The 12439-nt window shown below is 63.4% G+C and carries 8 protein-coding genes; all 8 read left to right on the forward strand.

Features of this window, described 5'->3' with window-relative positions; genetic code table 11:
* Positions 1 to 53: 53 nt before the first annotated feature.
* The 8 genes from B0G77_RS41775 (at position 54) to B0G77_RS41810 (ending at position 12198) form a co-directional block, all read left to right on the forward strand.
* On the forward strand, positions 54 to 2552 hold the full coding sequence (locus B0G77_RS41775; RefSeq protein WP_243751547.1) for a mechanosensitive ion channel family protein: 2499 nt from the start codon (positions 54 to 56) through the stop codon (positions 2550 to 2552).
* A gap of 182 nt (positions 2553 to 2734) precedes the next feature.
* Positions 2735 to 4504, forward strand: a complete 1770-nt coding sequence (sulP, locus tag B0G77_RS41780; protein ID WP_133667718.1) for a sulfate permease — start codon at positions 2735 to 2737, stop codon at positions 4502 to 4504.
* Between the two features lie 384 nt (positions 4505 to 4888).
* Positions 4889 to 7225 (forward strand): DUF3141 domain-containing protein, encoded by a 2337-nt coding sequence (locus tag B0G77_RS41785; RefSeq protein ID WP_133667719.1) that lies wholly within the window; start codon positions 4889 to 4891, stop codon positions 7223 to 7225.
* Between the two features lie 165 nt (positions 7226 to 7390).
* Positions 7391 to 8905: a winged helix-turn-helix domain-containing protein gene (locus B0G77_RS41790; protein WP_133660315.1), complete on the forward strand. Its 1515-nt coding sequence runs from the start codon at positions 7391 to 7393 to the stop codon at positions 8903 to 8905.
* Between the two features lie 73 nt (positions 8906 to 8978).
* Positions 8979 to 9917 carry a phosphate acetyltransferase gene (locus B0G77_RS41795; RefSeq protein WP_133667720.1) on the forward strand — a complete coding sequence of 313 codons (939 nt, stop codon included), beginning with the start codon at positions 8979 to 8981 and terminating at the stop codon, positions 9915 to 9917.
* 4 nt (positions 9918 to 9921) lie between these two features.
* Complete coding sequence (locus B0G77_RS41800) at positions 9922 to 11100, forward strand: acetate/propionate family kinase (RefSeq protein WP_133667721.1); 1179 nt, start codon at positions 9922 to 9924, stop codon at positions 11098 to 11100.
* 4 nt (positions 11101 to 11104) lie between these two features.
* Positions 11105 to 11887 carry an enoyl-ACP reductase FabI gene (gene fabI, locus B0G77_RS41805; RefSeq protein ID WP_133667722.1) on the forward strand — a complete coding sequence of 261 codons (783 nt, stop codon included), beginning with the start codon at positions 11105 to 11107 and terminating at the stop codon, positions 11885 to 11887.
* A 53-nt stretch (positions 11888 to 11940) separates the two neighbouring features.
* Positions 11941 to 12198, forward strand: a complete 258-nt coding sequence (locus B0G77_RS41810) for an RNA-binding protein (RefSeq protein ID WP_133667723.1) — start codon at positions 11941 to 11943, stop codon at positions 12196 to 12198.
* Positions 12199 to 12439: the final 241 nt, after the last annotated feature.

Below are 12439 nucleotides of genomic sequence, written 5' to 3' on the forward strand. Positions count from 1 at the left end.
TTTCGGAAGGGATCTCCATGACCGCATCTATGCAGTGTGAATCCAGCCGTCCGATGGTCTTTGTCAGACTGCCGGCTCGCGCTGTTTTACATGCAGGCGTGTGGCGCGCCATTTTGTGCGCCTGCTTATGGCTGGCCGTGACCAGCTTCCTCGTGCTGTCGATGGCGGCCATCAATCCGGCGGCAGCCGCGTTGCCGGCCGGGCTGCAAAACCTCATCGACAATGTGACGGGTGGCTCCGCGCCGCCAGCCTCAGCGGCGCAGGCTGCATCGGCACCAACGCCCGCGAGTCAGGCCGAACTGGCGCGTTCGCTGGACAGCCTGATCGGCACGCTCGAGAGCGATCCAAAACGCAAAGCGCTGCTCGCTCAGTTGAAGGGGCTTCGCGCAGGTATCCAGGCTTCCGCACCCGCGGTGCCGGCATCGTCCGCAGAGGGCAAGAGCGATCTGCTCGGCGCGATTGCGTCAGGCATTGCCTCTGTCGAGACAGATCTGAGCGAGGGCCGCACACCCGTGCACTATTGGGCGGCCCGTTCGAGCGCGGCGGCCGACGAACTTGGGACCATTCTCAGAGGCGGGAGCGGGGAGTCGTTCGGCCACGTCCTGCTTGGCATGATCGCGACGCTTGCGGGCTGGGGCGGGTGCGCTGGCCTGTTGATCTATGTGCGGCGGCGCATCTGTGCGCGTTATGGCTGGAAGGTCGCGCTGGAGCCGAATCCAACGTCGTTCGAACTCTTGAGTTTCGCATTTTGGCGGACAGCGCCATGGATCGTTGCATTCGTTGCGGTGGCGCTGTTCATGCGCGGAATGCCCGATGCGCTCGGCAGCACGCTGGGGCTCGTGATCGTCTATGCCACAGTCGCGGGTTTGTTTTTCTCGGCGATCTGCCTGATCGTGTTCTCGGCGTTCAACACGGCACACCGCCGTGTCGCAGTACATCAGTTGCTCATGCAAAGCCGCTGGCCGCTTTTCGCGATTGGTGCATGTGGCGCGCTAGGCGACGCGACAGCGAACCCGCACGTCACAGGCCTGCTCGGCGTGAATCTCGCCGGGCTCGTGTCGGCATCCGCAAACGTGGCGGCTGCCGTCACGATCGGTTATTTCGCACTCGCTTACCGGCGCCCCGTCACCCATCTGATACGCAATCGCCCGTATGCGCAAAGGCGTGATCACAAACTCGCCACAGAAGCGCTCGATATTCTCGCATCGCTGTGGCATATCCCGATCCTTCTAATCGCGATCGCGTCGGTCGTTGCGATCATCGATGCGCGCGGTTCGGAAGAGAACGTATTACAGCCGTCGCTTCTCAGTGCGCTGCTTCTCGTGCTCACGCTGTTTGTGTCGGCGCTGCTGATGCACGTGACGCGTCGAAGGGACACGCGCGCACACCGCCGCTCACCGCACCTGATGCGACTATTGCGCTTCGCCAGCACGCTGCTCGTCCTCCTGATGTGGTTCGCGTACATTCATTTTGAACTGGATCTGTGGAGCGGTCCGATCGCGCGGATGATCAAGCACAGTGCGATGACACCCAGTTTCAAGCATGCGCTGGTTACAGTCATCGCGACGGTCTTCGGCGCCTGGTTCATATGGATACTTTGCGACACCGCAATTCTCAACGCGCTGGGCCCGAGCCGTTCGCGCAACAAGGCCCTCGATCCCGGCGTGCGCGCACGCACGATGTTGCCGCTCGTGCGCAACGCAGTTTTCGTGACGGTTGCGACCCTCGCCGCCATCGTCGCCGCCGCCACTCTGGGCGTCAATCTGACACCTCTCCTTGCCGGTGCGGGCGTGATCGGTCTTGCACTCGGATTCGGTGCGAAGGCGCTCGTCACCGATCTGATCACGGGGCTCTTCATCATTGTCGAGGAGACGATCTCTGTCGGTGACTGGATCGAGATCGACGGCAGCCATGCTGGCACCGTTATGGACCTGACGATCCGGACGGTCCGGTTACGTGACGGACAAGGCGCGGTTCACACCATTCCCTTCTCGCAGATCAAGATCGTGAAGAACCTGTCGCGCGACTTCGCCAACGCGATGTTCGAGGTACGAGTGCCGTTCTCCGTCGACCTCGACGACGTCACGCGCATGATTGTGGAAGTGGGCGCCGATCTGCAGGAAGATTTTCGCCTGCGTAACGAAATACTTGCGCCCGTCGAAGTGTGGGGACTCGACCGCTTTGAAGCCAACTGGATGGTTGTGAAAGGGCAGATCAAGACGCGGCCGCTGCAGCAGTGGAGCGTGGCGCGCGCTTTTAACGCTCGACTCAAGCGCAAGATGGATGAGGCGGGTATCGAGATTCCGGTACCGCATATGCGGCTTCACACCCCGGCGAACGGGCCCAACGCATGGTCGCAGCCTGACGATGGCGCCCAGGACGAGAGCGGACAAGCGAACGACGCGCACAGTGAGGCTCCACGCAGACCGGCTACTACCGTGCCAGTGGAACTGCGGGTGCTCAAGGAGCCGCCCACGACGCAGCCACCCGCGGTCCAGACAGGTTCCAGATCGTCGACCCCTTCCTCCGGCGGTGATACCGAACGTCCTTAAAGTGCATGTGAGTAAGCCCACGGATGGCATTGTCACGTTCGCGAGCCGGCCGGCCAGGATGTCGGGATGAAGAAGACGGGATCGTTCCCTATTGTCTTTGGCACGTCTGACCTATTCTTTCCATTAGGGCGTATCCACCCTTTCATCCGCGTGACCTTGATTTCACGATAAACATTCCACCCATGCAATCCGACAGGTCCATTTCCCACGACGAGCATTCGGCGAACAGGACGCAAGGATGGTTGCGCTGGCTGCCTGGCCTTGTGATGCTGAGGGAGTATCAAGTCAGCTGGCTACCGAAGGATGTGGCGGCCGGGCTCGTCCTGACGACCATGCTGGTGCCCGTCGGCATTGCCTATGCCGCGGCCTCCGGCGTCCCCGGCGTCTACGGCCTCTACGCGACGATCATTCCGCTGCTTGTCTATGCCGTGTTTGGTCCCAGCCGGATCCTTGTCCTGGGGCCGGACTCCGCCCTCGCGGCACCGATCCTGGCAGTGGTCGCGCCTATCGCCGCGGGCGACCCATCGCGTGCCATTGCGGTGGCCAGCATGATGGCCGTCGTCTCGGGTCTGTTCTGCATCGTCATGGGGCTATTGCGTTTGGGCTTCATAACCGAATTGCTGTCCAAGCCCATTCGATACGGGTACATGAATGGCATCGCGCTCACCGTTCTGATCAGCCAGTTGCCGAAGCTCTTCGCCATCTCCTTCGATGACGCGGGCCCCCTGAGGGACGTGTGGAGCCTCGCCAAAGCCATCGCCGCCGGGCAAGCCAACTGGTACAGCTTTGCGGTGGGCGCGGGGAGTCTTGCCCTGATCCTGTTCCTCAAGCGTTTCGAGAAGGTACCCGGCATTCTTGTCGCAGTGATCGTGGCGACCCTCTGCGTCAGCGTGTTCAACCTCGATAGCGTTGGCGTGAAAGTGCTCGGCAAGATCCCTCAAGGTTTGCCAGCTTTTGTGTTGCCATGGGCAAGCGGCGCTGACCTGGTCGAGATACTGCTCGGCGGCTGTGCCGTAGCGCTGATCTCTTTCGCGGACACCAGCGTGCTGTCACGAACCTTCGCAGCACGTTTCCATAGTCGCGTCGACCCTAACCAGGAGATGGTGGGATTAGGTGCAGCCAATCTGGCGGCAGGGTTTTTCCTGGGTTTTCCGATCAGCAGCAGTTCGTCGCGCACGCCGGTAGCCGAAGCGGCAGGCGCGAAAACCCAATTGACAGGTGTCGTGGGTGCCTTGGCCGTGGCGGCGCTTTTGTTGTTGGCACCGAACCTGATGCGGTACCTGCCCAACAGTGCACTGGCTGCGGTCGTCATCGCCGCAGCCCTTGGCCTGTTCGAATTCGCAGACCTCAAGCGGATATACCGTATCCAGCAGTGGGAGTTCTGGCTCTCGCTCGCGTGTTTTGCCGGTGTCGCAGTATTCGGTGCGATTCCCGGCATCTGTCTGGCGATAGTCATCGCGGTCATCGAATTCCTGTGGGACGGCTGGCGACCTCATTACGCAATTCTTGGTCACGTAGAAGGTTTGCGTGGATACCATGACATCCAGCGCTATCCGCATGCCGCACGGATCCCGGGGCTCGTGCTATTTCGCTGGGATGCCCCCCTCTTCTTTGCAAACGCCGAGCTGTTTCAGGATCGTCTGCTGGAAGCTGTAGAGGATTCTCCAACGCCGGTTCAAAGGGTCGTGGTGGCAGCCGAGCCTGTGACCAGCGTCGACGTCACCTCCGCTGACATGCTACGGGAGCTGAGCCGGGTTCTGGGGGAGCGCGGAATCACGTTGCATTTCGCCGAAATGAAGGATCCTGTTCGCGACAAGCTCAAGCGCTTCGAGTTGATGGACATTATTGGTGACATGCGCTTCCATCCCACTGTGGGCAGTTCGGTCGACGCTTACCTCAAAGAAACCGGTACCACTCTGGATGAGCCCCGTTCCGATCCGCAGCAGCCGTAATCCATGTGCTGTCGTTACGCCGGTGCGCAACCGCTTCAGCGCCCTGACCGTGGCCGGATCGGGTGCGCTTTTCTTCGTTCACTTCATTCTGCCGCGCCTCGTGACGTACCAGTCTCCGCCCTTGCGCCCCAACTCCTAAAACTATCAGCCGTTTCGCGCCCCCGAAATAGGCCTTTAGTCCAATTGTGCAGGTGCACAACCTCCAACATACTTGATTCTCGTCAAACCAACCGTCGTACGAATTGGGGATCCTTGAGCCCGACATGCACTCTACACACAACGCGGTGACAATCGGTTCATTCATCCGGTAACTGGCCTGGTAGCGAGAGGCGCCGCTATCACGTCCTCCGACTGCCCATCCATTCTGACTTTGAGGTCGACTTCATGGACGCAGGAACTCAGCTTGCACGCAGCAGGGAAATCGGCGAGAAGATCACCCGGGTCCTCCAGAAGCGCACTAAGGGCGCCCAGGAGCACTTCACCGAGCGGGCGAAGACCGCACTGAACGGGGGGCCTGGCGGCGCGGCGGCGCTTCCCGCTCTGATGGCGTCGCTCACGCCGTGGAACGCCTGGAACTATGCCGTCGACGCCGCGCAGCGCACGGTCCTGTTCTGGGACGCGCTGCGCGAGCGCGGCAACGAGTTCGTCGAACGCAGCGCTGAGGGGCTCAAGCCGGTGCTGCACTTCGACTACAAAGTCGTGCTCGACGGCCGCAAGTTCGAGCGGCCGGTCAACTACGCGCTGCTCGAGATCACGCCGCCAGAAGGGGTCGTGGTCGACGCGAAGAAACGCCCCTATCTGATCATCGACCCACGCGCAGGCCACGGTCCCGGCATCGGCGGCTTCAAGGACGACTCTCAGGTCGGCGTCGCGTTGCGGGCGGGGCACCCGGTCTACTTCGTCGTGTTCTTTCGCGATCCCGAGCCGGGGCAGACGCTCCTCGACGTCTGCGTGGCCGAGCAGCAGTTCGTGAAGAAGGTCCGCTCGCTGCACCCGGACAGCCCGAAGCCGGCCATCGTCGGCAACTGTCAGGGCGGCTGGGCCGCGATGATGGTCGCGACGTCGGACCCCGAGGATACGGGCCCGATCGTCATCAACGGCGCGCCGATGTCGTACTGGAGCGGCGCGTGGAGCGAGGGCGAGGGCGACAATCCGATGCGCTATGCGGGCGGCATCCTGGGCGGCACGTGGCTCGCGTCGCTGACGGCCGACCTCGGCAATGGCAAGTTCGACGGCGCGTATCTGGTGGAGAACTTCGAGAACCTGAACCCCGCCAACACGTTCTGGGACAAGTACCGCCACCTGTACGCGAACATCGATACGGAGCCGCCGCGCTTTCTGGAGTTCGAACGCTGGTGGGGCGGCTATTACCTGATGAATCGCGAGGAGATCGAGTGGATCACGCGTAACCTGTTCGTCGGCAACAAGCTCTGGGCGGGAGAGGTCAAGGGGCCGGGCGGCAAGGCCTTCGACCTGCGCGAACTGCGCTCGCCGATGATCCTGTTCGCGTCGCTCGGCGACAATATCACGCCGCCGCAACAGGCGTTCAACTGGGTCGCGGATATCTACGGCAGCACTGACGAGATCAAGGCGCGCGGGCAGGTCATCGTCGGCCTCATGCACCAGGACATCGGCCATCTGGGCATATTCGTCTCGGGCAAGGTGGCGAAGAAGGAGCATGCGCAGATCGTCTCCGTGCTGGAATCGATCGAGGGGCTCCCGGCCGGCCTCTACGGCATGGAGATCAACGAGCGCAAGGGTGCCGACGGCGCCATCGAGTACGAAGTCGAGTTCCGCGAGCACAGGCTCGAAGACATCGCCGAGCAATTCAACCGCTTCAAGCGCGAGGACGAGAAGCCGTTCGAGGCGGTCGCCGAGATCTCGGACTTCAACCAGCATGCCTATGAACTGTTCATGCAGCCGTTCGTGAAGTCGATGTCGAACGAGGTGACGGCGAAGACGTTGCGCGAGTTTCATCCGCTGCGCTTCCAGCGCTGGGCCTTTTCGGACCTCAACCCGTGGCTCGGTTGGCTGAAACCGGCGGCCGAGGCGGTCACGGCCAACCGGCAGGCCGTCGGGGCAGACGACCCGTGGCGCAAGCTCGAGCAGACGGGGTCGGATCTCGTGAGCGCATCGCTCGACTACTACCGCGCGATGCGCGATGCCGGAACGGAAGCCACCTTCTTCGGCATCTACGCGAACCTGTTCTCGATGTATCTCTCGGACCGGCACAGCGAGCGCGCGAGCGCGGCGTCGCGGGCAGTGGACGCGCGCGCCCAGCCGTTTGTCCAGGCAGCGCTCGCGTCGATCGCGGAAGGCGGCTACACGGAAGCGCTCGCGCGTGCCGCGTTCCTGCTCGCGCGCAAGGGCGAGCCGCTGCCGCTCGCGCGCCTCATGCTGCGCGACGAGTTGGTGAAGGTCTACGCCGACTATCTGCCGACGTCGCTGCCAGCCGATCAGTGGCGGCGCATTCGCGGCGAGCAGGAGATGATCGCGAGCTACGAGCCGGAACAGGCCATCGCGACGCTGCCGGTGCTGCTTGCCAACCGTGCCGACCGCAAGCGGCTGCTCACACTGCTCGACAAGCTGCTCGCCGACGAGCGTGTACAAAGCACGAAGCCGACCGAAGCGCAACTGGCGATGCTCGAGCGGATCCGCGCCGTTCTCGCGCCAAAGCCCGCTCACGAGCAGCCTGCCACCCCGGCGCTGGCGCGTTCATAGCCGCGGCAAGGCATGTCCACAACCCTGTTGCTGGCTTGAACAGGCCCGCTGCGTCGAAAGCAAACAAGTTGCATGGGACCAGAGTAAGACCCTAAGCCGGACGAGCCGGAACCAAACAGGTAGTACGATGCGTAGCCATATAGCCAGCCGATGCCGAAGTGAACCATGAAGGCCGATCTGATTGAGCGTTACGCGGCGAATTTGCACGGCGTGCTGTCGTGCTTTGACCGAATCCTGATCACGGGCACGCTGCCTGGCGCGTGCTACGCAGCGGGCATGACGAGTTTTCTGAACGCCAACGGCATTCGCCTATTCGACTACGCCAGGTTCGCCGAACCGCTGCGCGAACGCATCCGTGTGCGCGCGCAAGAGGTCTGCGCTGCCGCCGGCATCGAGATTGAGCACGTCAACAAGAGCCACATCCGCAAGGAAGATCTGGTGGCACGCGTGCTGCAGGGGCGTGGCGATGCACCCGGGCTGGTGCACGTCATCTCGGCGATGGAGGCCTGCCCGAGCTACAAGCCGTGGCACGACAAGAGCAGCGGCAAGACCTACCTGCGCCCCGAGACGGGCAAGTGTCTGCACTACTACTTCTACTTCATCGATGACGAACTCGGGCTGTGCTACCTCAGGGTCCCGACCTGGGCACCGTTCGGCTTGCAGTTCTACTGCAATGGCCACGGCGCCGTGGCCCGTGCGCTCAAGCGCGAGGGCATCGGGTTCGTGCAGGCCGACAACGCCTTTTTGCGCATTGCCGATATGGACCGTGCACAGGCCATCGCCGACGCGCTGAGCCCCGATATGCTGCATGAGCGACTGGACCGCTACGCGCAGTGGCTGTGCCCGGTGCTCGACGTGTTCGGCCAGACCTACCACTGGAGCCTGCGGCAGGCCGAGTATTCCACTGACCTGATGTTCCGCAGCCAACAGACGCTGGTGCCGCTGTACGACGTGCTGTCGCGTCAGGCGGTGCTGGCCGCGCACGCCGGGAAAGTAGCCGGCTTCCTGGGCAAGAAGGTCACGCCGCAATTGGCGCAGGAGATCGGCTCGCGGCTGTCCACCCGCATCGAGGGACGCTGCATCAAGCACCATATGGGCGTTGCCAGCGTCAAGGTTTACGACAAGTTCTCCCATGTGTTGCGGATAGAAACCACCATCAACGACGTGAGCTTCTTCAAACACCACCGCAAGGTGGAACACAGGAATGGCCAAAGCACCTACGAACTCGCAGCGTTGAGGAAAACCATCTACAGCCTGTTCGACCTGCGCGAGATCATGCTGGGCTGCAACCAGCGCTACCTCGCGTTTTTGTCGAGTCTGGATGACCCCAGCGCAGGTGAGCGCGACCTTCAACGTTTGAGCCAGTCCCGCGTGGGCAGTAATGAGCGCAGGGTCAAAGGACTCAACTTCTTCAACGGCGGCGAGCAAGCACTGCTGCGTGCCTTGCAGCGCGGCGAGTTCAACGTGCATGGCCTGCGCCGTGCCGATCTGGCCAGGCATGTGGACATGAGCGCCCCGGTGCTGTCCCGACAGCTCTCGCGACTGCGCACACTCGGCTTGATCAAGAAGGTGGCCCATACCTACCGCTACTACCTCACGCGTCTGGGCCGCGCCGCCATCGCTGCTGCCTGTTCTCTCACCCGTTTCAACATCGTTCCAATTCTGGCCGCAGCACACTGAAGTCTTCTCACAAATCGCGAAGACTTAACTTTTTAGTTACTAAAGCGTCAACTCTGGTCGACAGGAGATGCCCATGGAAGGGAAGCATGCGAAGTATCAGCGGCTGATCGAGGCCTGCAAGGCGTTGCCGCCGATGCCAACCGCTGTCGCGCACCCGTGCGACCAGAGCTCGCTCGCAGGCGCCATCGACGCCGCACAGATGGGGCTGATCGAGCCGATCCTGGTCGGCCCGAAAGCGCGCATCGAGGCGGTGGCCGAGGAGCACGGCCTCGCGATCGCCGGCTATACGATCGTCGATGCGCCTTACAGTCAGGCATCTGCGGCGGCGGCCGTGCAACTCGTGCGCGAAAGCACCGCCGAGGCACTGATGAAGGGCAGCCTGCACACCGATGAGCTGATGGGCGCGGTCGTGAAGCGCGACGCGGGGCTGCGCACGGCGCGGCGCCTCTCGCACTGCTTCGTGATGGACGTGCCGGGGCATGAGCAGCCGCTCATCATCACCGATGCCGCGATCAATATCGCGCCGACGCTCGAGGAGAAAGTGGACATCCTGCAGAACGCGATCGATCTCGGGCACGCGCTAGGGATTGCCGAGGTGCGGGTCGCGATCCTGTCGGCGATGGAAACGGTCAATCCGAAGGTGCCGTCCACAATCGAGGCCGCCGCGCTGTGCAAGATGGTGGACCGCCACCAGATCACCGGGGCGCTCGTCGACGGCCCGCTCGCGCTCGACAACGCGATCAACCTCGAAGCCGCGCGGATCAAGCAGATCGATTCGCCTGTCGCCGGGCACGCAAACGTGCTGCTGGTCCCCGACCTCGAGGCGGGCAATATGCTCGCGAAGAGCCTGTCGTTTCTCGCCGGGGCGGATGCGGCCGGTATCGTACTCGGCGCACGCGTGCCGATCATCCTCACGAGCCGCGCTGATTCGCTGATGACGCGGCTCGCGTCCTGCGCGGTGGCGGCGCTCGTCGCCCGCGCTCGCCGCGAGAGCGGCAAGGCGATCGGGTGATGCGATGACCGACGTCACCCTGGTTCTGAACGCCGGTTCGTCGAGTCTCAAGTTCCGCGTGTTCGACGAAAACGGCTCCGACCTGAATCTGATCGTGCAGGGACAGGTCGAGGGGCTCTACACCGCGCCGCGCTTCGTCGCCACCGGCAGCGGCGGGGAGCGCGCCTCGAAGGAGTGGGGCGAGGGCGTCGCGCTCGGACATGAAGGCGCGATCGAGTATATCGGCGAGTTCCTGCGCAGCCACCGCGAGGGCCATCGGCTCGTCGCAGTCGGGCATCGCGTCGTGCATGGCGGACAGACATTCCCGGAGCCCGTCCTCGTGACGCCCGCCGTCATCGACGAGCTCGAAACGCTGGTCCCGCTCGCGCCGCTCCATCAGCCGCACAACCTGAAGCCGATCCGCATTCTCAGTGAGCGGCGCCCCGAGATCCCGCAGGTCGCCTGCTTTGATACCGCGTTTCACCGCGCCCAGCCCGAGGTCGCGCAGGCCTATGCGCTGCCGGCCTCCATCACGGATCGGGGCGTGCGCCGCTATGGCTTTCACGGCTTGTCGTATGAATACATCGCGAGCGTGTTGCCGCAGTTCGACGCGGCCGCGGCCGCCGGGCGCACCGTCGTCGCGCACCTCGGCAACGGGGCCAGCATGTGCGCGATCGTCGCGGGCAAGAGCGTCGCGAGCACGATGGGCTTCACGGCCGTCGACGGGCTGCCGATGGGCACGCGGTGCGGCAGCCTGGATCCGGGCGTGATCCTCTATCTGCTCGACGAGCTGAAGATGGACGCCCGCGAGATCGAGGACCTGATCTACAAGCAGTCGGGCCTTCTTGGCGTCTCGGGCGTGTCGAGCGACATGCGCGCGCTCCTCGCGAGCGACGACGCGCGCGCCCATTTCGCGCTCGACCTGTACACCTACCGGATCGCCCGCGAGCTCGGCTCGCTCGCGGCGGCGATGCAGGGCATCGATGCGCTCGTGTTCACAGCCGGTATCGGCGAGCATGCGAGTGCGATCCGCGAGCGCGTCGTGCGCGCCGCGGCCTGGCTGGGCGCCGAACTCGACTCCGCCGCCAACGCGGCGGGCGGCCCGCGGATCAGCGCGGCGTCGAGCCGGGTGCCGGTATGGGCGATCCCGACCGACGAGGAACTGATGATCGCGCGTCACACACGCGCTGTGTTGAAGGAGTGAAACCATGACAGTCGAGCAACCCGGACCGATCCTTGCGGGCGCGAAAGCGCTCGTGACAGGCATCGCCAACGAGAATTCGATCGCCTACGGCTGCGCAAAGGCGTTCCGGGAGGTCGGCGCGGATCTCGCCATCACCTACGCGAACGAGAAGACGAAGTCGTATGTCGAGCCGCTCGCGAAGGCGCTCGACGCGCCGATCTTCATGCCGTTCGACGCCGCGAGCGAGACGGAGCTCGAAGCGCTCTTCGAGCGGATCGAGAAAGAGTGGGGCCGCCTCGACGTCATGCTCCACTCGATTGCGTGGGCGCCGAAGGAGGACCTGCAGGGCGGTCTGCTCAACTGCTCGAGCCATGGCTTCGGCGTCGCGATGGACATCTCCTGCCACTCGTTCGTGCGGATGGCGCGTCTGGCCGCGCCGCTGATGAAGGGCGGCGGCACGATGCTGACGATGAGTTACTACGGAGCGAACAAGGTGGTGCCGAACTACAATGTGATGGGGCCGGTGAAGGCAGCGCTCGAAGCCTGCGCGCGCTATCTCGCGTACGAGCTCGGGCCGCAGCACATCCGCGTGCACGCGGTCTCCCCGGGGCCGTTGAAGACGCGCGCGGCCTCTGGGCTGAAGGACTTCGACCTCATGCTCAACGAAGCGGCAGAGCGCGCGCCGCTCGGCGAGCTGGTGGACATCATGGACGTCGGCTACACGTGTGCGTTCCTCGCGACGCCGTACGCGAGGCGCGTCTCGGGGGAGACGCTGTATATCGACGGCGGCGTCAACATTATGGCGTAGGGCCTGTCATCGGCGTGAACAGGCTTTTGGCGTTTCGTATGGGGAGAGAGATCATGGCTGATCTATGGTTGGCAAACGTCGAAGCAGACACCTCAGAAGACGAGATCAAGGAATTCCTGGGCAGGTATGGATTTCCGCCGTTCGACAGAATCCAGTACGTGCCGGGAACAGGGGAGCGGCCCGCCGTGATCCTGACCTTCAGCGAGGCCAGTGAAGAGGCGCTGCGCCTGCTGCAGCCGCGAGTCCACAATCTCTTCTGGAGGAACCGCACGATCAACGTCCAGGTCATGCCGCCGGAACGCGAAGACTGAGTCGCATCGTCGCGCCGGGCCCGCTATCGCGCCTGGCGATTCAGTATGAGGTGTATCTTCCCAAGGCCGCGCTCGATTCTGTAGAGCGCGTTGACGACGCCATGCCCGGCGCGCGCTGATTCCAACGGAAGGGCAGCCCTTCTTTGCTGGTTGCTCTCAGAAAATTCAGACGCACCCCAAACCGAAAGCCGGGCACGATCGATACGAAGAGTCGTTTCAGTTCAAGGCTATTTGTCGCAGC

Source organism: Paraburkholderia sp. BL10I2N1 (genome assembly GCF_004361815.1).
Taxonomy (GTDB): Bacteria; Pseudomonadota; Gammaproteobacteria; order Burkholderiales; family Burkholderiaceae; genus Paraburkholderia.